This window comes from Nonomuraea bangladeshensis, from assembly GCF_039529455.1.
GTDB classification, from domain to species: Bacteria; Actinomycetota; Actinomycetes; order Streptosporangiales; family Streptosporangiaceae; genus Nonomuraea; species Nonomuraea bangladeshensis.
In genome coordinates, this window is sequence record NZ_BAAAMV010000030.1 from 1 (window position 1) to 20919 (window position 20919).

Consider the following 20919-nt stretch of genomic DNA (forward strand, 5'->3'; position numbering starts at 1 on the left):
TGGTCCAGCGGTCATGGACCGCTGGACCACCGCGGCGGCCGCCACCCCGAACCGGCACCTGTCCGCCCTGGTCTCCTTCACCACCTGGGCCCAGCACCAGGACCTGCTGGCGACCAACCCCGCCCGGCGGCTGACCCGCCGCCCGGCCGCCCGCCGCGGCGACCGCACCATCCCCGCCGCCCGGCTGGAGACGCTGTTCACCGACGAGCGCCACCCGCTGCGCGAACGGCTGCTGTGGCGGCTGCTCTACGAAACAGCGGCCAGAGCCGACGAGATCCTCTCCCTCGACGTCACCGACCTCGACCTGGAACGCCGCCGCGCCCGCGTCACTCCAAGGGCGGTGCCATCGAGTACGTGCACTGGGCCACCGCCACCGCCCGCCTGCTGCCCCGCCTGCTGCAAGGCCGCCAGGCAGGGCCCGTCTTCCTGGCCGACCGGCGCGCCCCCGCCTCCGGGCCGCGCGCCCGCCACCGCCGACATCTGCCCCGTCACCGGACGCGGCCGCCTGTCCTACCCGCGCGCCGAGTACCTGTTCAAAAACCGCCACCGCCGCCCTCGACCCCCACCATGAAGGCTGGACCTTGCACCAACTCCGGCACAGCGCGCTACAGCATCTGGCCGAGGCCGGCCGCACCGCACCCGAACTCCAGGCCAAGTTCCGCCGCCAGAGCCTAGCCAGCCTCGGCCGATACGTCCGCCTGGGCGAGCAGACCTCCGCCCATATCACCGCCGAGCAAGACCCCGCGGCCCGCCGGCGCAAGCGCTGACGCCAGGCATGTACGCCACGCGGTGTGTTTCTGGCGTACTCCGGCCGGGCCCCTGGTGGTGCCGCCACTCGCCGACGTCGACGGCCGGCCCGGCGTACACCTGCCTGCCGGAGGCTTTCACGCCGTCACCCTCGAGGACGGCGTCGTGACGCTGCACCATGACGACAGCGCCCTCCCCCCCTCACCGACGTACTCCAGTCGCCGGCACAGGCCCGAGCACTGAGCGCCGCCCTCCTGGCCGTCACCGCCCCGTCATCTGATTGACGGCGCCGCAAGGGCCATATCTACAACATGCCTTTGAACTGCGTAAACGTACAGGATTAGCGAGGGCGAAGGGAACCGGCTGCCACCAATGCTGTCGACACAGCGGTGTCGGGACTCGTGAGACAGAGGCGAAGCTGTGGGTGTTATGAACCCATTGACAGGCCTCAATCGCGCTGACATCCATTGGCATTTCTTGCTGACATCTTCTGGCATAACGCCACTTCAAACGTGCGATCGCGTGGTCAGCGGATGACACTATTGCCACCACCTGTCACTGGAGCGGAAGGCTCCCGTACACATCTAACTGTCGATAGGCAACAGGACAGGGCGATCAACTCTTACGGGCGCAACCCCAAACGGATCGTAAGTATGTACGCTGCGGCGCGGCATCTACTGTAAATGTTGGCGTTCACCTGCGAAGATATCTTCCAGAAGTCGCGAAGGCGTCCCCCAGCGTCGAGCACTCAAACGATTTTACTGACACCTCGTGGCACTTCTACTGACACTAAGCGGCATTACCCCAGGACAACTTCGTGGCAATCTGCACCTGCCGTACGCGCACGCCGTCACCGCGCACAGCCTGCGCGCCGGCGGCGTCCCGGTCGCCGTCATCGCCAAACACGGCCGCTGGGCCCCGGCCTCACCGGTGGTGCTGCGCTACATCAGGGCCGTGGACCGCTGGCGCGACAACGCCATGCCGAACGTGGGCCTCTGACCGGAGAACCACCACATGTCAAACGTGGACCAGGGCACGGAGACGGGGCGCCGATCCGAACAGCGCTCGGCTCTGCGGCTGGCGGGAACAGGGCCAAGCTGTCCGGAGGCGAAGCGCAGCGCAGCGGATCTCGATCGCCCGCGCTGCTGGTCGACGCGCCCGTGCTGGTGCTGGACGAAAACCTCGGTGAAGCCCGGGGGCGAGGAACCGGCGGACAGCCGTTGGCGCTGAGAACGATCAAGAAGCATTGAAGGCTGAAACATCCTCACCTGTAACGCGTTAATCACTATGAGTTGATCGCGACCGATATGGTCCTACCGTGCGGGCTATGCCTGCGGAATTTCTGTCTGTCGAGCAGAGGGCCGCCTACGTCTCGTTCATCGAGGTGCCATCGCTGTCAGACCTGGAGAAGTTCTTCTTCCTGGACAGCTTCGACCGGCATGTGATCGCGCAGTCGAGGGCCGATTCTCACCGGCTGGGCGTTGCCGTTCAGATCGGGACCGTTCGGTACAAGGGGTTGTTCCTGGAGGATCCGCTGGCGGTGCCCTGGCCGGTGGTGGACTACCTGGCCGAGCAGCTGGGGATCGGTGACACGTCGCAGGTCAAGAAGTATGCCGAGCGGCTCAAGACGACGTACGAGCACGCGTGGATGATCCGGGACGCCTACGGTTACCACACCTTTGATGACACCAGCAGCTGGAGCGAGCGGCAGCTGACGCGCCAGTTCCGGACCTTCCTGCATGGCCGGGCGTGGACACACGCCGAGGGGCCGGTGGCGCTGTTCGAGCAGTCGGTGGCGTGGCTGCGGCGGCATCGGGTGCTGCTGCCCGGGGTGACCGTGCTGGAACGCCTGGTGGGCAGCGTGCGGGAACGGGCCGACGTCCGCATGTACACCGTGGTGACCAAACAGGTGCACCGTGCCGATCCGAACCTGCCCGCCGCGTTGTCGGGTCTGCTGGTGGTGCCGGAGGGCTCGCGCATCTCGGAGTTGGAGAAGCTGCGGCAGGCACCCAAGCGCACGTCAGGGACGGAGATGGTGAAGGCGCTGCAGCGGGTGGACAACCTGGCCGGCTTCGGACTGGGCCGGGTGGCGGTGTCGAAGGTGCCGGTGCGGCGGATGAAGACTCTGGCCAAGTACGGGGCGGGCAGCAAAGCGCCGGCCCTGGACCGGCTGGTCGAGCCGCGCCGGACCGCGACGCTGCTGGCGGTCACCCGGAGCCTGGAGGCCGAGGCGATCGACGACGCCCTCGATCTGTTCGCACTGCTGATGGCCACCAGACTGATCAGCCCGGCCCGCCGCAAGTCCGCCGACGAACGGCTGCGGATGCTGCCCCGGCTGGAGCGGGCCTCCAAGCTGGTGGCCAAGGCCGGACGCGTCCTGGTCGACCAGCTCGACCTGATCGACCACGAAGGCGCCGACCTCGACGTGGCAGCGATGTGGACCGCAGTGGCCGAGATCGCCGGCACCAGCAAGGAACAGGTCCGCGCGGCGCTGGACGTGGTGGAGGACCTGGTCCCCGAGGACGACGGCGCGGCCGAGGTGGCGATGCGCGCCGCGCTGGTCGAGAAGTACCACACCGTACGCCCGTTCCTACGGCTGCTGGGCGAGTCGAAGGCGCTGTCGGCTGCACCGGGCGGGCGCCGGGTGCTGGCCGCGGTGCGCCGGCTGCCGGAGCTGTCGCGACGGCAGGTCAGCAAGAAGCCGCTGCTGCCCAAGGAGATCGACGCCGCGTTGGTGACCGCGTCGTGGAAGCGGGCGGTGTATGCCAACCCGGACCTGCCGCAGGGTGCGGTGGATCGGGACGCGTACGTGGTGTGCGTGCTGGAGCACCTGCTGCGGGCTCTGACGATCAGGGATGTGTTCGCCTCGCCGTCGCTGCGCTGGGCCGACCCGCGCGCGCATCTGCTGGCCGGGGCGCAGTGGGAGGCGATCGCCGAGGACGTGCTGGCCTCCCTGTCGCTCACCGACCCGGTCCAGAAGCATCTGAACGACAAGGTCGTGGCACTGGACGCGGCCTGGAAGCAGATGGCCGCCCGGCTGGAGGAGGCGGGCGAGGACGCGCTGGTCTCGGTGGTGACCCCGGCTGGCGGCGGGCGGGCCCGGCTGTCGGTGGAGAAACTCGGTGCGCTCGGCGAGAGCGAGTCGCTGGCCTGGCTACGGGCCGCCTGCCAGGCCATGCTGCCCCGCATCGACCTGCCCGAGCTGCTGCTGGAGGTGCACGCATGGACCGGTTTCCTGGCCGCCTACGTGCACCTGGCCGATGTCTCCACCCGCATGAACGACCTGCCGAGATCGCTGGTAGCACTACTGATCAGCGAGGCGTGCAACGTCGGAATAACGCCGGTGATCAAGGCCGGGGATGAGGCGCTGACCCGTGGCCGGCTTTCGCACGTGGACCAGAACTATGTGCGCGCTGAGACGCACGCCGCGGCCAACGCGATCCTGATTGAGCACCAGGGCCGGGTGCCAATCGTTGCGGAGTGGGGCGGTGGCTTGCTGGCGTCGGTGGACGGGCTGCGGTTCGTTGTCCCGGTTAAGACGATCAATGCCGGGCCCTCACCTAAGTACTACGGTTACAAAAGGGGTCTGACGTGGCTCAACGCAGTCAATGATCAAGTTGCGGGGATCGGGCAGATGGTGGTGCCGGGCACTCCCCGCGATTCCCTGTACATCCTGGACTGCTTGATCAACCTGGATGCCGGGCCGAAACCCGAGGTGGTCACGACGGACCAGGCCAGCGACAGTGACATGGTGTTCGGGATCTTCTCCATGCTCGGCTACCGGTTCGCGCCCCGCTTCGCCGACCTGGGGGACCAGCGATTCTGGCGCACCGAGCTGCCCGACCGCAGCACCGGCGACTACGGAGTGCTGGAGGCGATCGCCCGGAACAAGCTGAACCCCAAGAAGGTGACCACCCAGTGGCCGGACATGCTCCGCGTCGCCGGATCGCTGGTGACCAACCAGGTGCGCGCCTATGACCTGCTGCGCATGTTCGCCCGCCAGGGCAACCCGACTCCGCTGGGGCAGGCGTTCGCCGAGTACGGCCGCATCGACAAGACGATGCACCTGCTCAGCATGCTGGACCCGATGGATTCCAGCTACCGCCGCAGCCTGGGCAAGCAGTTGTCGGTCCAGGAGTCCCGGCACCGCCTGGCCCGCAAGATCTGCCACGGCAACGCCGGCCGGATCCGGCAGGCATATCGGGAAGGCCAGGAGGATCAACTCGCGGCTCTGGGACTTGTTGTCAATGCCGTCGTTTTGTGGAACTCACGGTATCTGTCGGCGATCGTGGACCAGCTGCGCGCCCAGGGTGTGCCGGTCAAGGACGAGGACGTGGCGCGGCTGTCCCCGCTGGGCCACGCCCACCTCAACTGCCTGGGCCGCTACGCGATCGCTTCCTCGGCCCCGGACAAGGGCCTGCGACCGCTCGGCACGGCGGCGCTGCCCGAGGTCAGTGCCGCCAGCACCACTATCGTGGACGATGACGGTGTCTGAACCCCTGACCGATGACCGTCTGAATGACGCCCAGCTCATGGAAGAATGCCACCTATGGCACGGTTTATCGGTTTCGGCAATGTAGTCCTGCCCGCGCGGGATCTGCCCGCCAGCATCGCGGCCTGGACCGCGTTGCTGGGCGGACCACCCGCGTTCCAGAGCGACGATTTCGCGGCGTTCTCCGGTGATGGCGTGGAGATCGGGCTCACCGCGGCGCCCTGGGTGGATCATCCGCTGGTCTTTTGGGCGGTCGAGGATATCGAACAGGAGCATCGCGCACTGGTCGCCGCCGGGGCGACGGCGATGACCGAGATCTCCGACGGATCGCTCGCCGAGGTCGGTACCGCCGAGGCCGCCGCGGGGGACAACATCGACCCGGCAACCGGCATCGTGGACATGCCCGGAGCCCGGCTGGCCGTCCTGAAGGCGGCCGACGGCAACCTGATCGCCATCACTCAAGAGGTACCGATGGACTGGTCGGCCGACCAGTCGTGAGATCGGGCGTACCCGAGCTGTCCCGGAGGGTACTGAACCGGACACTCCTGGAGCGGCAACTGCTGGCCCGGCGCGTTCCTCGTACTCCGCTGGAGGCGATCGAGCACCTCGTGGCGATGCAGGCACAAATGCCCAACGGACCTTATGTGGGGCTGTGGGCGCGGTTGGAGAACTTCCGGCACGATGACCTGACGGCCCTGCTCGAGAGCCGCGACGTGGTGCACGCCACTATGCTGCGCTGTACCCAACACCTGGCCAGCGGCGAGGACTTCCGTTGGCTGTGGCCGACGGTCGCGCCCGCTGTGCGGAAAGCCTTGACCGACGCGTACTACGCCACCCAGATCGAGGGGATGGATCTCGACGAGCTCGCCCGCGTCAGCCGACAGGTACTGACCGGAAAGACGCTCACCCGCCGGGATCTCGGCCAGTTGCTCACCGACCGATTCCCCGGCCGCGCCCCTGGCCGGCTGGCCGAGGCCATCGAGCTGCTGGAGGCGTTGGTGCATCCACCACCCCACTCCACCTGGGGCCGGTGGGGGCATCGGCGTGGGACACCGGTCACCCTGGCTGACGAATGGCTCGGCCGCCCGCTGACCGACGCGCCACAACCGGAGGCGATGGTCCTGCGCTACCTCGCCGCGTTCGGTCCAGCCAGTGTCATGGACATCCAGGCCTGGTCGGGATCGACCCGGCTCCGCAAGGTCGTCGAAGGGTTGCGGCCGAAACTGCGCGCCTTCCGGGACGAGCAGGGAGGCGAACTGCTCGACCTGCCCGACGCACCGCTGGGCGAACCGGACCGACCAGCGCCGGTCCGGTTCCTGCCCGCCTTCGACAACGCCGTCCTCGGGTACCGGGACCGGACCCGCGTGATCAGCGAGGAGAATCGCCGGCGGATCGCGCCCAGGGCCTCCGGGGGCGTGCCATTGTTCCTCGTCGACGGCTTTGCGGAAGGCAGCTGGACGCTCACGAACGGCCACCTGCACATCGCACCGTTCCGGCCACTGTCGGGATCCGAAAAAGCAGCGGTACGAGACGAGGCCGCCCGCCTGCTCGCGTTCGTCGCCCCGGACAACACCGAACCGTCGTTCACACTGGAGTAAGCCCGATCGGGACTCGGGCCAGGGCGAACCGGTCGAGGTTCATCACCTCGCCCCGCGCCGCGACGAAGTCGCGAACGGGCCCGCGAGGGGGATCGGAACGGGATTGTCGTCGACCGACTTGCCCTCCAGGTAGATGACGGTGGCCAGCAACGTGGCCAGCTGACGTGAGGGGCCGTGCCGGCGCAGCGTGGTCGCCGTGGCGGTCATCCCGTACCGGGCCAGGTCCACCATCCGCCGGTGCGGCACCCCCGGCGGCAGCTCCATCGCACCCAGGCCGACGCTGAGGATCTCCCCGGCGCGCTCCAGCGCCTTTCCATGTTCCGGCCCGAGGGCACCGACGGGCCCTTGCACCAGCGCTCCAGATCCGACGATCGCGCCCCTCCGGCACCTCCAGCAACCGGGCCAGGATCGCCTGTTGCCGCGGCGACAAGATCCCGTACAGCGTGTCGTGCAGCCGCTCGGTCGCCTCATCGCGCACCCGGGCGATCAGCCGGGTCAGCGTGGTCCCCCCCCGGCAGCAGCACCTTGTTGGAGCGCAGCCAGCTCACGCCGTCGATGAAGATGCTCTTCTTGCCGTCCCCGGTGTTCCACGCCCGCGCATCCACCCACGCGGTGAACTCCGCCTCGACCGCGGAGAACTCCCGCAGCCCGTACGCCTTCATGATCTCGTCCTGGTGGCCGAACTGCGTCTGGCGCCGCTCGGTGTACTGTTTGATTGCGAGACGTCCGCCACGCCGAGCTGGTCGGCCAGGTAGTCGATCACCTCGGCCGGGACCTCCAGCGGGTCCGGCAGGAACCGGCCCACGTACCGGGCCGTGGTGAGTTGCAGGGCGAACCCGAGCCGGTGCTGATCGCCGCGGCGGCGCCCGATCAGCTTCCGGTCCGCGTCGTCGAGGAAGAACATCTTCTCCAGCTCGGCCCGCGTCGGTGCCCCTACGTAGCGGCCGTACGCGGCCGCCTCTTCATCGCTCAAGAACTCAACTGGCATGAGCCCCGAAGGTAGGACTCATCCATCAGCGCGGGCCAGGTGCAAAATCGAACTGTTACGGGGAAACGGCTTCGACGACCCTCTGAGCAGCACGATTCCGCAGGTCAACCGCATCGGAACAGCCATCCACGCCAAGCGGGGCTTTGGGGATGGCTAAACGAGACTTTTCGTTCGCATGCTGCTCAACCCCGCCTTCCAGAGGCGCCAGACGTTCACCGCCACGCTTGCCGTGTGATGTTCTTCACCGTCGGCGTCCGCAGCGACCCTCAGCCGGTTGCTCCATGCGAGCGGGGCCTTGCGGTGCGAATCAGCAGGATGGAGACCAATGGTTACGGGATAGCTGTTGTTATCTGGCAAGATGGCCGCCGCGGGCCGGGCCCGAGCTGGGCAACCGTCGTCCGGCGCGGATGCTTCGTTTCCCGGTTATCTGGCAACCTGGGGGATGGTGGAGGTCGGCACGGTGGATCCGGTCATCGCCGAGCAGCTCGGCCGCTCCCACCCGCTCGCCCGGCATCTGGACGACTTCCTCACCGACCTGGCCAACGCCGGGAAGTCGGCGCACACCCGGCGCGCCTACCGCGGCGACCTGATCGCGTTCGCCGCCCACCACGGCGAAGAACTCGCCGAGTTGACCGCCGCGCCGGTCCGCGCGTTCCTGGCCGAGCTCGCCGAGCTGTCGCCGGCCAGCCGCAAGCGCAAGCGCGCCGCCGTCGCCTCCTTCACCAAGTGGGCCGTCCGCCACGACCTCCTGGACGCCAACCCGATGGACCGCATCGACACCGTCAAAGTGCCCAAGAACCTGCCCCGCCCGGCCGCGGCCGCCGACGTGGCCAAGCTGCTGGCGGTGATCTGCTCGCGGCGGCCGCGCAAGGACCTGCCGCTGGACCGGCTACGCGACCGGGTGCTGTTCGAGACCGTCTACGTCTGCGGCACCCGAGCCTCGGAAGTCTGCGGTCTCTATGTGGAGGATCTCGATCTGCGCCTAGACGACGAACACGTGCGCATCCACGGCAAGGGCGGCAGCGTCCGCACCGTCCTGCTCGACGACCGCGGCTACGTCACCCTGCTCAAGCTCTACCTCGCCCGCGCCGGCTACAGCGCCGGGCCGCTGTTTCGCGCCTCTATCAACGGCCGCGGCGGACCTCTGTCCTACGACGCCGCCCACCACCGCTGGCAGAACTACTGCCAAGCGGCCGGGGTGGAGATCGACATCCACCAGCTGCGCCACGCCCACGCCACCGAGCTCATCAACGCCGGCGTCTCCATCGAGGCCGTCCGCCGCCGCCTCGGACACGCCTCCACCGAGACGACCCAGTTGTACGCGCTGCTCGACGACAAGGTCGCCGACGCCGAGATCCGCGCCGCCCGCCGCCGCCGGGACCAGGCAACACGTTAGGGAAGCTTCGCAACCAAGAACAGCCTCAGCTCCCTGCAGTCAAGATCGTTCTCAGCGCCAACGGCTGTCCACCGGTTCCTCAACCCCGAAGCCGTCACGGTGGCGGCAGCCGATCTTCAGCCCCGCGGGAACATTTGTCCAAGACCGCCGGTCTGCCGGCCGTGCACAGTCTCCGCATGAGTGAATACGACATTGAGCACTCGCATGGGATGCACGTGGTCCATGACGGCCCGCGGCAGGCGCCGCCGTTGCTGCTCATCCACGGGTCGGGGGCCTCGGGCGGCTTCTGGGGCCCGGTGGTCGCGGCGCTGGCCAGCCACCATCACGTCATCCGCGTCGACCTTCCGGGCTGTGGCCAGTCCCCGCCCGCGCCGTCGTACGACGTGCCCGCGCAGGCGGGCCAGGTAGCGGCGCTGCTGGACGACCTCGGCCTCCGTCACGTCGCCGTGGCCGGGCACTCCAGCGGAGGCTACGTCGCCACCGCGCTTGCCGAGCAACGTCGCGACCTCGTGGGATCGCTCGCGCTGATCAGTAGCGGCCCGAGCCCGGATGCGCTCCTCCGGCAGCCGTTCATCCTTCGGGTGCTGCTGGCCCCGCCGTTGGGCCCGCTCCTGTGGTCGAGGCGTTCGGATGCGATGATCCGCAAGGGGATCAGCGCGACGGCCGTTCGCCCGGTGGACCTCCCGGACGACGTGGTCGCCGACGTACGGGGCATCACCTACCGCTCGATGAGGACGGTGCTGCGTCAGAACACCGCCTACATCGCCGAACGGAGCGTGCCCGAGCGTCTGGCCGCCCTCGGCCTCCCCGTACAGGTGATCTTCGGCGCTGCCGACCCCCGCTGGGAGCCGTCGTCGGCGCACCGCTACGACGCGGTGCCGGGCGCGCGGGTCGAGCTGCTGCCCGGCGTCGGGCACCTGCCCATGCTGGAAGCACCCGAGACGGTCAGCGAACTGCTGCTGAGCTTCACGGCAACGGGGCCGTCGACGACCCGTGATCCCTGATGCCTGGACCGCCCATGTGTCGCCGACCGGGACGCGGTCACCATCCCCCGGCCTCGCCGAACTCCCGATACTTCAGCAGCTTGCGGATCTCGGCGACGTGACGGATCGCCACCTCCGGCATCTCTGCCAGAGGTGGCGTCAGTCAGGAGCGTGCCGAGCATGCGCGCGGTCCCCCACTGCAAGGAACAGCCGCGCCGGGCGACACGGTGCGGGAGGTCGTCTTCCCGGCGGTGCGGGGCGGCGAACAGACGAAGTCCTCCTACACCAACCGCTACCGGCGCGGCCTGATCGAGCTGCTGGAGGTGCTGGAGTTCCGTTCCAACAACGGGTACGGCCGGAGTACCAGAAACACCCCGCCTGTAGGCGTCTTGCCTGGCGTCAGCGCGTGCGTCGTCGGGCCGCGGGGTCGTGTTCGGCGGTGATGCGGGCGGAGGTCTCCTCGCCGAGGCGGAGGTAGTAGCCGAGGCTGAATAGGTGCTGGTGGCGAGACTTGGCCTGCAGCTCGGGGGTGGGGCGGCCGGCCGCGGCCAGGTGGGTCAGCGCGCTGTGCCGGAGCTGGTGCCGGGTCCAGCGGTCGCCGTGCGGGTCCAGCTCGGCGGAGGCGGTCTTGAGCAGGTGCTCCGCGCGCGGTAAGACAGGCGGCCGCGGCCGGTGATGGGGCAGATGGCGGCGGCTGCGGAGCCCTTCGTCCGAAAGTGGGAGCGCGTCGGTCGGTCAGGAAGACCGGCCCGGTCTGCCGTTCTTTCAGCAGGCGGGGCAGGAGGCGGGCGATGACGGTGGCCCAGTGCACGTACGCGAGCGCGCTGCCTTTGGAGAAGACGCGGGCGCGCCGGTACTCCAGGTCGAGGTTCCCGACGCGAGGGAGAGGATCTCCTCGGCCCCGGCCGCCGTTTCGTAGAGGAGCCGCCAGAGCACCCGCTCACGGAGTGCGTGCCGGTCGTCGGCGAACAGCGCCTCCAGCCGGGAGGCGCGGTCGCCGCGGCGGGTGATCTTGCGCCGCCAGGCGGCGGGCGGGATTGGTGGCGAGGAGGTCCTGGCGCTGGGCCCGGGTGGTGAAGGAGACCAACGCGGACAGGTGCCGATTCCAGGTGGCCGGCTCGACCGCTGCCCAGTGGTCCATCACCGTGGCGTAGTGGTCGCAGTCGAGCGCGGCGACCGGGTGGCGGGTGCCGCCGGCGGCGGTCAGGCGGGCGACGGCGCCGGCGACGGTGGCGCGATCATCGGCCGGACTGGCGGGGCCGGGCATGCCAGGGAAGGCGACGACCGGCATGACTGCCGCCACAGGGCAGATGTCTGGGCTGATGCCGCCGTGCCGAGCACTACCGCGAGCTGCACAAGCCCTTGGATCCGACAGAGTTCTGCGACAGCCTGCGCGAGGAGATGACCAGCGCCCTGGCGAGGCTGAACGACGCGCTGCCCTCCCTGGACTGGGTGGAGATCAGCGACCGCAAGGCGGGAGCGATCAAGCTGACGCCGATCGAGGCCGCCCCGAGCCGCGTAACCTGCGCCGGATCAAGAACGAGGTGGCCCGCCGCTGGAGCGCCGTCCCACTGATCGACATTTTTAAAGGCAGTATGCACACGAAGGACGGTCCCGCGGCCCGCTGTACTCCCGGGGCCGAGAGCGTCGGTACGTCGCGACACGGAAATGCCAGTAGGTCGGTCCCGCCGGGAATCTCCCACCCCGCCACAGTCGTGCGTGAGCAGGTTGTCTTCGAGTGCACGCCCCGGCCCACCTCCCGGTCCCGGGCTCAGCCATTGTCGACGCTGATGTCCCGTGAGAGCATCCAGCGATGCGTGTGAATCTGTGGTATCGCAATTTATCCCGCATCCTCCTGGCCCTGGTCGCAGCTGCCTTCTCCATCGCATTCCTGGGCCTGGCCACCCCGGCGTCCGCCGCCGTTCCCGACGGCGACAACTGCTGGTACGTCGCGCCGGGCACCCCACCGAGCAAGACCGACAACAAGACCGTCAACGACAGTGCGGCGGTCCAGTGCGGCGGTCCAGCGCGCCGCATCGACGCCACCCCGGCATCCGCCGACCTTCCCGACGGCCACGTCTGCTGGTGGGTCTCGCCGGGCAGCCCACCGAGCAAGACCGACGCCAAGACCGTCAACTACAGCGCGACGGTCCAGTGCGATGGTCCAGTGCGCCGCATCGACCTCACCGTGGAGCTGCTCTACCACGGACTGGTCGCCGGCCCCGGCGTAACCGTGAGCGGCCGCACCGATGTCTGGCAGTACACCACCCTGGTCCCCCTGTTCGGCCTCGGCGCCCCCACCCCGGGCGAGTTGTGCGAGTCCGGCTATTACTCGGGCCGGGCGACCGCCACGGTCCAATACCTGTCGGGGTCTCCGGAGTTCATCACCGCATCGACGGGGTCTGATCCGGTATGGCTCGACTGCCCGCCGCCGGATATCCCCACGCCCCCGCCGGCGATGACGGTCGTCAACCCGGGCACCCAGAGCACGCGCCTCCCGGACAGCGTGATGCTGCAGATGCAGGCCACCGGCGGGAGCGGGTCCTACACCTGGTCGGCGACCGGTCTGCCGCCCGGGCTGACCATCGACACGACGACCGGCTTGATCACCGGCACGCCCTCGATAGGAAGCTACGACGTCACGGTCACGGCCGTCGGCGGCGGCCAGGCAAGCACCACCTTCACCTGGCGCGTCCGGCGCGAGGCCATCTGCCCCAGATGCTGATCTTCTGCCCCCAACGGAAACTCTGTCGGAAAAGCGACGGCGCGTGTTGTCTGCGGTCCCGGGCCGCTCCTCCGCCGGCCCGGGCGGCGACCTCGGTCAGTGAGACGGCGGCCAGGCAGCGGTCGGCGACGATGGCGAGCACCGCGTCGGCGATCTCGGCGCGCCGCTGCGCGTTGTTGTCGGCGACTACCTCGGCCGCCCTCACGACCTAGGCGAAGGCGACGCGAGGCGCGGCCATCAGTCGCACAAGCCGCGAAGCGACCGGTCGCCGAGGATGGGCTACATCTTCTTCAGCATGGCGGCGAACCCGTCCAGGTGGCGGGCCAGGCCGTACTCGAACAGTGCGTCCACGTCCGACACCGTCTCCGTGGCGATGGCGGCCAGCAGCGGAAACCGCCCGGTGCCGAGGAGCGCGCCGGTCCGCTCTTGCTGGGTCCGCCACCACCGGTCGAGCGTTACGCCGGTCTCCTGCTCGGTCTCGGCCTCCTGCGCCATGGACAGCGAGGCGGAGACGACCAGCGCGTGCAGGGTGAGCGCTTCGCGGATCCGGGTCGCCATGTCCAGCCCGAGCCCGTCGAGCGCGCGCAGCGTCCACTCCGTGTGCTCCATCACTCTGGGCGCCAGCAACGGGCGGGTGAACGAGACCGCCCTGGGCAGCCAAAGATGCCTGCGGCACAGCTCCCATTGCCGACGGGCGATCAGTTCGAGCTTGGCTCGCCAGCCGTCCGGTCCCGGTTCTGGTAGCTCCGCCTCGCCGAACACCTCGTCGGCCATCTGCATGACCAGTTCGTCCTTGCCGGCGACATGCCGGTACAGCGACATCGGGCCGACGCCCATCTCGGCCGCGATCCGGCGCATGGAGACGGCGTCGAGTCCCTCTCTGTCGGCGATCGCGATGGCGGTGCGCAGGGTCTGTCCGCGGTTCAGTGCCTGTTTGGGCGTGCCGGCCTGCCGCTGCCGCGCGGCCGGTTGCCCCCGGCCGGCGGTGACCACCGCACCGGCGCCGACCTTCGTCTCCACCAGCCCTTCGTCGCGGAGGGCCGCCATCACCTTCGTGGCGGTGGCGACCGCCACGCCCCAGCGCTGGGCGATCTGGCGGATGGAGGGCATGCGTTCGCCGGGGCGCAGTTCGCCGGTCAGGATGCGGGTACGGATTTCGGCGGTGATTCGCTGGTAGGGCGGGGTCGGGGACGGCATGACAGTAGAGTGTACTAGTTCACATTCGGGCTCCTTCTAGTACACTTTCTTCATTTATTATGCGCTCTTGCGGGAACAGCCCGAATACGTTGTACACATGACACATGATACGTCGTACGCAACCGTACGGCGGGCTGACGGCGAGGAACGGCAGGCGGTGCTGGACGTCCTGACCGAGGCGTTCATGAACCACTCCCTGATCCGCTGGCTCTTTCCCGAGGTCGGCGATCGGGGCCGCCTCCAGAGGAACTTCTATCGCCCTTTGCTCGCCCATCCCGCCGCCGAGGCGTACCTGGCCGGCGGCCGTGCGGGCGCCGCGGTGTGGCTGACGCTGATGGCCGGCGATCAGGCGCTCAGCGAGGACTCGTTCGAGCCGAAGGCCTTCGGTGACAGCGGAGCGCGGCTGCGGGCCCTGGGAGAGGCGCTGGACCTGCGGCACCCCCGTGAGCCGCACCTCTACCTGCCGTGCATGGGCGTGATCGGCGGACAGCGTGGCGCCGGGCTCGGCTCGGCGTTGTTGCGGCACCGCCTGGAGCGAGCGGACGCCGACGGGCTCCCCACGTACCTGGAGGCCAGTTCGACCCGGAGCCGTGCCCTCTACCTGCGACACGGTTTCGCGGATCTCGGCGAGCCGGTGCGCGTGGCCGACGCCCCGACCCTGTGGCCGATGTGGCGTCATGCGGCACAAGAAACAGCACAAGAAGGAGAAAACCGATGACTCGCGAAGCCCGGCCGACCCTGGTGTTCATCCACGGCACCCACTCCTCGTCGTACCTGGCGAGCGGCCTGCTCACCGAGCTGACCCTGCGCGGGCACCACGCCGTGGCCGTGGACCTGCCCGGACACGGCAACGAGGCGTTCTATCCCCGCTCCTACCAGGCTCCGCAGGATCTTCAGGCGCTGGCCACCGAGCCCTCCCCACTCGCCAAGCTCACCATCGACGACTACGTCGAACGCGTCGTCGAGGCGGTGCGCCGCGCCCACCGCCGAGGCCCCGTGATCCTGGCCGGCGCCAGCCAGGGCGGCATCGTGCTGAGCAGGGTCGGCAACGCGATCCCCGACCTGCTGGAGCGGGTGGTGTACGTCGCCGCGTACTGCTGCGTGACCCTGCCCAGCCTGAACGCCTACCTGTCCACCCCCGAAAACGCCGGCAGCCTGCTCCCCCGGGTGACCTCCGCCGTCGTCGGCGATCCGGCGGTCCTGGGGGTGGCCCGGGTCAACTGGCGCACGGCCGACCCGGAGCTGATCAAGGGCATCAAGGAGTGCCTGGCCGACGACTTCACCGACGAGGCCGTGATGCACCTGCTCAACACCTTCCAGCCGGACGAACCTATCGGCATCCCGATGGCCGACGCGCGGGGCGAAAAGCACGCCTGGGGGCGGATCCGCCGCACCTACATCCGCTTCACCAAGGACCGGCTGATCCCTCTGGCCCTGCAGGACCGCTTCATCGCCGAGGCCGACCGCCTCACCCCGGACAACCCGACCGACGTACGCAGCGTGGACGCACCTCATGTCGGCCCGTTCGACCGGCCCGAACTGGTAGACATCTTCGCCGGCCTCCTGACGCGCTGACCCACCCCGAGACGTCCCGGCCCAGGAGCAGGTCGCCCTGGGTGACGCATCCGAGCCGACCAAGGCCGGGAACCTGAGACCGTCGGCGGTGGCCAAGCTGCTCGGTGCTCGGAGCGTCGTACTCGGCCACGATGACCTGCGCCTGACGGTTATCGCTGGTGGGCCAGGGACGACGTTCGCGGCCGTTTCTTCGTCGAGCGGTACGTGAGCGTCGTCATGCTCTTCTGGGTCGGGTTTCTCGTACGGGTCGAGCCGGGCCTGCCGTACTGGGCCGGGCTGGCGATGATGTGCTGCACCTATCTGATGGCCCGGTTGTCCCGCTACGGTCTGAGACGGCGGTGGCTCGCCGGACATGAGTTCCACCCTGATGGGACCTCGTATCGTCACTTCGACGGTGACACCAGGCCCGCCTCGTAGGCGAGGATGACCAGCTGGACCCGGTCGCGGGCGTCGAGCTTGCTGAGCAGCCGGCCCACGTACGCCTTGACGGTGGCGACGCTGATGACCAGGTCGGCGGCTATCTCCGTGTTGGTCAGGCCGCGGGCGATCAGGGTGAGGACCTCGCGTTCGCGTTCGGTGACGCCCTCCAGCTCGCGCGGCGGCACGGGATCGGGGGCGGGGCGGCCCGCGAACGTCTCGATCAACCGCCGGGTGACGCCCGGCGCGATCAGGGCGTCGCCGGCGGCCACGACCCGGATCGCGGTGAGGATGTCGTCCAGGGCCATGTCCTTGACGAGGAATCCGGACGCGCCGGCGCGGAGCGCGCCGTGAACGTGCTCGTCCTCGTCGAACGTGGTCAGGACGATCACGCGGGCCTGGCCGGGACCCCGGGCGATCAGCCGGGTGGCCTCGATCCCGTCCATGACGGGCATGCGGATGTCCATCACCACGACATCGGGGTTCAGCTCCTCGGCCAGCTGGACGGCCTGGAGCCCGGTCGCGGCCTCGCCGACGAGTTCGAGGTCGGCGGCGTCGGAGATGACCAGTTGCAGGGCGGTGCGGATCAGCGGCTGGTCGTCGGCCAGCAGGACGCGGACCGTCATCGTGCCTCGGCGGGCAGGGGCAGGCGGGCCGTGACGCGGAAGCCGCCCTCGGCGCGCGGCGCGGCGGAGAAGCTGCCCTGCAGCAGGTTGACGCGCTCCCGCATCCCGACCAGGCCGAATCCGCCCTCCGGCGGGCGGCGCGGGCCGCGGCCCCCGTCGAGGACCTCGACGGCCAGCTCGTCGTCCCGGTAGTCGATCGACACCTGGCAGCGGCTCGTGCCGGCGTGGCGGACGACGTTGGTGATCGCTTCCTGGATGATGCGGTAGGCCGAGACGTCGATCTCCGGCGGCAGCGGGCGGCGTTCGCCCAGCCGGCGCACCTCGACGTGGACGCCGGCGTCCGTCGTCGTGGCCACGAGCTGGTCAAGGTCCGACAGGCCGGGCGCCGGGTCGAGGGGACGGCTCGGCTCGCCGTGACGCATGGCGCCGAGCATGCGCCGCAGCCCGGACAGCGTCTCCCGGCCGACCGTCTCGATGACCCCGAGCGCCTGGCCCGCCCGGCCCGGCTGGGTGTCGATGACCCGGCGGGCGGCGCCGGCCTGCAGCGCGATGACGCCGATGCTGTGGGCGACCGTGTCGTGCAGCTCCCGCGACAGGCGCAGGCGTTCGGCGGCGACGGCCTGGGCGGTGGCCGTGGCGGCCAGCGTCTCGGCGTGCTCGCGGGCCTGGCGCACCGAGTGGCCGACCAGCCAGGCGATGACAGCCGTCATGGCCACCGCCAACTCCGCCGAGGTGCCCGCGGGCCAGCCGGCCAGCACCCGGACGGTCAGATAGCCGGCGAGCACGGTGAGCGCGCCGAGCAGGGCGAGGATCCCGGTCCGGCGGGCGCGTCCGGCCGCGATGAAGTAGAGGGCGGCGTCGACCGCCAGGAACTGCGCCAACGGGATCTCGGCCACCCCCAGCGGCACACACGCCAGGACCGCGGCGGCGAGCAGCAGGCCCAGCGCCGGCAGCGGCCGCCGGCGCAGCAGGACGGCGGCCACGTGCGCCAGCGCGGTGGACACCACCAGCCAGGTCAACCCGTCCCACTCGAAGAAGAGCGGCCCGGCCAGTTTGGCGGGCCCGGACTCGCCGGGCAGCCTGAACCGGATGAGGAAGGTGAACACCAGACCCGCCCACCAGGCGAGGACCGTCCACGCGGCGGGCGGGACCCGCTTCAGCGGCGGCGAGGGCGGTGTCACGTGCATGCCCGGAATCGTAACGGCGCGTCCGCGGCCCGCGCATCGGACCACGGGTGTACGACCAGGGGCTACATCCGGGTCCGCGCGTACGTCCGCAGGGCGTCGCGGACGAGTCTCGCGCCCGCTTCGTCGTCGTACATGCCGGCGAAACGCGGGTCGTCGACGTACATGTCCGCCAGGCACTGCACCATCTCGATCGAGCGCTCCCGGTCGCCCTCGGCCGTGGGGGTGCCCGGGATCCGGCTCAGCCACCGGACGTGCCGGGCGGCCAGCGACTGCGCGTGTTCCGACGTGGGAGCGGTCCCGGTCTTCGCCGCGGCGACCCACGCCGCGACGAGGTCCTCGGTGTCCTGCTTCCACGCCTGCTGCTGGTCGAGGGTCTTGCCGTGCCACCAGTCGTTGCTCACCTGGTACGCGCGCTCGCCCCAGCGTGCGACCACCTCGTCCTCGTAGTGGTCGTTGAACCCCGCCAGCAGGACGTCCATCCGCGGCTCCACCCCCTTCCGCAGGGCGTCGAGCGTGTCACGCACCGACCGGATCTGCCGTTCGACGCGGTCACGTTCCTCCTCCAGCGCGGCGAGGTGGGCGTGGAGCCCGTCGCGGACGTCCACCTCGTCGGCCAGGACCTCGGCGATGGCCGGCAGGCCCATGCCGAGGCGGCGCATGAGCAGGATCCGCTGCAGCCGTACGACCGCGGCCGCGTCGTAGTAGCGGTAGCCGTTCGCGCCCACCCGGGACGGTGTCAGGAGCCCGACGCGGTCGTAGTGACGCAGGGTGCGGCTCGTGACGCCGGCCCTCGCCGCGAGCTCCTGGATCGTCCACTCCATCGTCCCAGTGTCACCTGGTTCCGAGGGTGGCCGCGATGATCTCCGCGCTGTCGGCGTACAGGGCCTGCGCCGCCGTCTGCCCGGTCTCCGCCAGATAGGCGTCCACCAGGCGGGTGCCCGCGGCGTACCCGGCGCCCATCGGCAGCCCCACCGGGGGCAGGCCGAAGCGCTCGGCGCTGGGGTCGCCGTGCACCCAGGCCGTGAAGTTCTGCATGCCGGTCACGTCGAGCCCGGTGAGCACCTTGGCGAAGACCTCGTCGTCGTGCAGGTGCGGCACGCCGATGCGGGTGTGACCGAGCTCGTCGCCGTAGAGCTGGCGGGCGAGGGCGTCGGCCAGGCCCTCGGAGACGATGTGCTCGCCGACCGTGACGGTCGCCGGGTCCCACACGACCCCGCCAGGGCCGAACCGCAGGTTGTGGTGCAGCTCGTGGACGGCGGTGCTCTCCAGCCGCTCGACGTTCTCGGGGAAGGGCCAGAACGTGATCAGGATCTGACCCGAAATGCCGCCGAACCCGGTCACTCCCTGGCAGGGCCCCATGAAATGGTCGTCACCCGGGTCGCCGAGCACGAACAGCACGTCGATGTCCGGGACCTCCAGCCCCGGCGTCGCCTCCCGCAGCACGGCGCACGCGTCGTCGACGGCGCGTTGCATCCGCTTCCAGGCGTCGGCCGCCGCCAAGGTCTCGAGCGCGTCGAGGCAACGTTCCTCGTCGCGGTCGATCGGAAACCCGGACTGTTGGAGGTGCATCGCCACCAGGTCGAGCTCGCCGGGATAGTAACGGTACAGGCCCCTGATGGGCTCCAGCATCGAACGCAGCAGGTCGGCGCGGTCCGCGGCCGGGGCCTGCAGGATCCGGCGCATGGCGGAGCAGGTGTCGAGAACGGTGATGGACATGGGCCCGATGCTAGAAGTTGACGCAGCGTCAAGGTCAAACCATATTGAGGCGCGGAACGTCCGTGTCGAACGTGGTCACGACGACCGGCCGCGCAGGCCCGCTGCGGTGTCGGCGGCGCGAGGGCCGCGAGGACCGCGACCCGGGCTACGACCGCCGGAACAGGGGCGCGGGCTTAGGGTTGGCGGGCATGGGGCTGCAACTGGTTCAGGTGAATTTCAAGGCTCGAGACGACGCGGCGCTCGGCCGGTTCTGGGCGCAGGCGCTCGGCTGGGGCGTCTCCAGCGAGGGGCCCGGCGTGACCAACGTCGAGCCTGTGGGCTTCACGTGGCCGGACCCGGCCGCCGTCTGCGTCGACGTCGTCAGCGTCCCGGACCCCGAGACGGTGAGGTATCGCGCGCACCTCGATCTGGCGACCACCTCCGCCGCCCATCAGGCGGAGCTGGTCGCGCGGCTGAAGGAGCTCGGCGCGACGCCCGCCGACGTGGGCCAGGGCGACGTGCCGTGGACGGTCCTCGCCGACCCGGAGGGCAACGTGTTCTGCGTGCTGGAGCCCCGGGAGATCTACCGCGACACCGGGCCGATCGCCGCGGTGGTCGTCAACTGCGCAGACCCGCGGGCCATGGCCCGGTTCTGGGGTGAGGCGGTCGCCTGGACCGTCCATGAGGCGGGCGACGATTTCGCGCGGCTGCGCTCGCCGAAGGGCGTGGGGCCGTACCTGGAGTTCATCCGCGTGCCCGGCGGGGGCAGCGTGTGGACGCGCGTTCATCTCGACGTGCTGCCCTACCCCGGTGAGGATCAGGCGGCGGAGGTGGAACGGTTGAAGGCGCTCGGCGCGACGCTCACCGACGTCGGCCAGGGGGACGTCCCGTGGCGGGTGCTGGCCGACCCGGAGGGCAACGAGTTCTGCGTCCTGCGCCCGGCCTGACGCCGCAGCCGACGGGACCGGCGCGAAACTAGACGAGACGGACCGTCTTGACGTGACGGAGGAGAGCCGATACCTTCACAGCATCAACGCGAGACGAACCGTCTCGTATCACTAGCACCAGCCGATCGGAGATCGCGTATGCGCACCCCGGAAACCACCGCCCCCCGCACCTGGTTCATCACCGGCGCCGGTCGCGGCCTCGGCCGCGCGTTCGCCCTCGCCGCGCTGGAGCGCGGCGACCGGGTGGCCGCCGCCGCCCGCACCGTCACCCTGGAGGACTTCCCCAGCCAGTACGCCGACCGCCTGCTCGTCCTCCCCCTGGACGTGACCGACCGCGCCGCCGTGT

General features: G+C 69.8%; 22 protein-coding genes and 1 pseudogene. 14 read left to right on the forward strand and 9 right to left on the reverse strand.

The window, feature by feature from the left end:
• From ABD292_RS48595 to ABD292_RS48615, 5 genes are all read left to right on the forward strand, one after another.
• The coding region (locus ABD292_RS48595; RefSeq protein WP_344220269.1) for a tyrosine-type recombinase/integrase at positions 1-571 on the forward strand (571 nt) is incomplete at its 5' end.
• Between the two features lie 947 nt (positions 572-1518).
• Positions 1519-1746 (forward strand): site-specific integrase, encoded by a 228-nt coding sequence (locus tag ABD292_RS48600; RefSeq protein WP_344220271.1) that lies wholly within the window; start codon positions 1519-1521, stop codon positions 1744-1746.
• Positions 1747-2074: 328 nt separating this feature from the next.
• On the forward strand, positions 2075-5242 hold the full coding sequence (locus ABD292_RS48605; RefSeq protein WP_344220273.1) for a Tn3 family transposase: 3168 nt from the start codon (positions 2075-2077) through the stop codon (positions 5240-5242).
• A 54-nt stretch (positions 5243-5296) separates the two neighbouring features.
• Complete coding sequence (locus ABD292_RS48610; RefSeq protein ID WP_344220275.1) at positions 5297-5737, forward strand: VOC family protein; 441 nt, start codon at positions 5297-5299, stop codon at positions 5735-5737.
• Between the two features lie 110 nt (positions 5738-5847).
• On the forward strand, positions 5848-6837 hold the full coding sequence (locus ABD292_RS48615) for a winged helix DNA-binding domain-containing protein (protein WP_344220277.1): 990 nt from the start codon (positions 5848-5850) through the stop codon (positions 6835-6837).
• Between the two features lie 42 nt (positions 6838-6879).
• Here ABD292_RS48615 and ABD292_RS48620 read toward each other — a convergent pair whose 3' ends face one another.
• Positions 6880-7188: a hypothetical protein gene (locus tag ABD292_RS48620; RefSeq protein ID WP_344220279.1), complete on the reverse strand. Its 309-nt coding sequence runs from the start codon at positions 7186-7188 to the stop codon at positions 6880-6882.
• 116 nt (positions 7189-7304) lie between these two features.
• A pseudogene (locus tag ABD292_RS49180) lies at positions 7305-7825 on the reverse strand (DUF4158 domain-containing protein).
• A gap of 460 nt (positions 7826-8285) precedes the next feature.
• Here ABD292_RS49180 and ABD292_RS48635 point away from each other — a divergent pair.
• From ABD292_RS48635 to ABD292_RS48645, 3 genes are all read left to right on the forward strand, one after another.
• On the forward strand, positions 8286-9221 hold the full coding sequence (locus ABD292_RS48635) for a tyrosine-type recombinase/integrase (RefSeq protein WP_148031684.1): 936 nt from the start codon (positions 8286-8288) through the stop codon (positions 9219-9221).
• Between the two features lie 176 nt (positions 9222-9397).
• Positions 9398-10225: an alpha/beta fold hydrolase gene (locus ABD292_RS48640; protein ID WP_344220285.1), complete on the forward strand. Its 828-nt coding sequence runs from the start codon at positions 9398-9400 to the stop codon at positions 10223-10225.
• A gap of 206 nt (positions 10226-10431) precedes the next feature.
• On the forward strand, positions 10432-10647 hold the full coding sequence (locus ABD292_RS48645) for a hypothetical protein (RefSeq protein WP_344220287.1): 216 nt from the start codon (positions 10432-10434) through the stop codon (positions 10645-10647).
• Here ABD292_RS48645 and ABD292_RS49185 read toward each other — a convergent pair.
• The gene (locus ABD292_RS49185) at positions 10604-10888 is read right to left on the reverse strand and encodes a tyrosine-type recombinase/integrase (protein ID WP_425565257.1); all 285 of its coding nucleotides are present in this window, start codon (positions 10886-10888) and stop codon (positions 10604-10606) included. The genes ABD292_RS48645 and ABD292_RS49185 overlap by 44 nt on opposite strands.
• Before the next feature lie 256 nt (positions 10889-11144).
• The gene (locus ABD292_RS48650) at positions 11145-11495 is read right to left on the reverse strand and encodes a hypothetical protein (RefSeq protein WP_344220289.1); all 351 of its coding nucleotides are present in this window, start codon (positions 11493-11495) and stop codon (positions 11145-11147) included.
• 71 nt (positions 11496-11566) lie between these two features.
• On the opposite strand from ABD292_RS48650, the gene ABD292_RS48655 reads away from it, so the two are divergent.
• Together ABD292_RS48655 and ABD292_RS48660 are read left to right on the forward strand one after the other, a co-directional pair.
• Positions 11567-11779 carry a hypothetical protein gene (locus ABD292_RS48655; protein ID WP_344220290.1) on the forward strand — a complete coding sequence of 71 codons (213 nt, stop codon included), beginning with the start codon at positions 11567-11569 and terminating at the stop codon, positions 11777-11779.
• Between the two features lie 238 nt (positions 11780-12017).
• Positions 12018-12929 carry an Ig domain-containing protein gene (locus tag ABD292_RS48660; RefSeq protein ID WP_344220292.1) on the forward strand — a complete coding sequence of 304 codons (912 nt, stop codon included), beginning with the start codon at positions 12018-12020 and terminating at the stop codon, positions 12927-12929.
• Between the two features lie 279 nt (positions 12930-13208).
• On the opposite strand, the gene ABD292_RS48665 is transcribed toward ABD292_RS48660, so the two are convergent.
• On the reverse strand, positions 13209-14126 hold the full coding sequence (locus ABD292_RS48665) for a TetR/AcrR family transcriptional regulator C-terminal domain-containing protein (protein ID WP_344220294.1): 918 nt from the start codon (positions 14124-14126) through the stop codon (positions 13209-13211).
• Positions 14127-14283: 157 nt separating this feature from the next.
• On the opposite strand from ABD292_RS48665, the gene ABD292_RS48670 reads away from it, so the two are divergent.
• A complete protein-coding gene (locus tag ABD292_RS48670; RefSeq protein ID WP_344220296.1) occupies positions 14284-14844 on the forward strand; it encodes a GNAT family N-acetyltransferase in 561 nt (186 codons plus the stop codon).
• Positions 14841-15701 (forward strand): alpha/beta hydrolase, encoded by an 861-nt coding sequence (locus ABD292_RS48675; RefSeq protein ID WP_344220298.1) that lies wholly within the window; start codon positions 14841-14843, stop codon positions 15699-15701. The genes ABD292_RS48670 and ABD292_RS48675 overlap by 4 nt, the downstream gene beginning before the upstream one ends.
• Before the next feature lie 383 nt (positions 15702-16084).
• Here the strand turns inward: ABD292_RS48675 and ABD292_RS48680 are convergent, their stop codons facing one another.
• The 4 genes from ABD292_RS48680 to ABD292_RS48695 form a co-directional block, all read right to left on the reverse strand.
• Positions 16085-16744 carry a response regulator gene (locus ABD292_RS48680; RefSeq protein WP_344220300.1) on the reverse strand — a complete coding sequence of 220 codons (660 nt, stop codon included), beginning with the start codon at positions 16742-16744 and terminating at the stop codon, positions 16085-16087.
• Positions 16741-17931 (reverse strand): sensor histidine kinase, encoded by a 1191-nt coding sequence (locus ABD292_RS48685; protein WP_344220302.1) that lies wholly within the window; start codon positions 17929-17931, stop codon positions 16741-16743. The genes ABD292_RS48680 and ABD292_RS48685 overlap by 4 nt, the downstream gene beginning before the upstream one ends.
• 62 nt (positions 17932-17993) lie before the next feature.
• On the reverse strand, positions 17994-18752 hold the full coding sequence (locus tag ABD292_RS48690) for a MerR family transcriptional regulator (protein ID WP_344220304.1): 759 nt from the start codon (positions 18750-18752) through the stop codon (positions 17994-17996).
• A 10-nt stretch (positions 18753-18762) separates the two neighbouring features.
• On the reverse strand, positions 18763-19647 hold the full coding sequence (locus ABD292_RS48695; protein WP_344220306.1) for a DUF2268 domain-containing putative Zn-dependent protease: 885 nt from the start codon (positions 19645-19647) through the stop codon (positions 18763-18765).
• 188 nt (positions 19648-19835) lie between these two features.
• Here ABD292_RS48695 and ABD292_RS48700 point away from each other — a divergent pair, with 188 nt between their 5' ends.
• Together ABD292_RS48700 and ABD292_RS48705 are read left to right on the forward strand one after the other, a co-directional pair.
• Entirely contained in the window at positions 19836-20573 is a 738-nt protein-coding gene (locus tag ABD292_RS48700; protein WP_344220308.1) for a VOC family protein, read from the forward strand.
• A 138-nt stretch (positions 20574-20711) separates the two neighbouring features.
• The coding region (locus ABD292_RS48705; RefSeq protein WP_344220310.1) for an SDR family NAD(P)-dependent oxidoreductase at positions 20712-20919 on the forward strand (208 nt) is incomplete at its 3' end.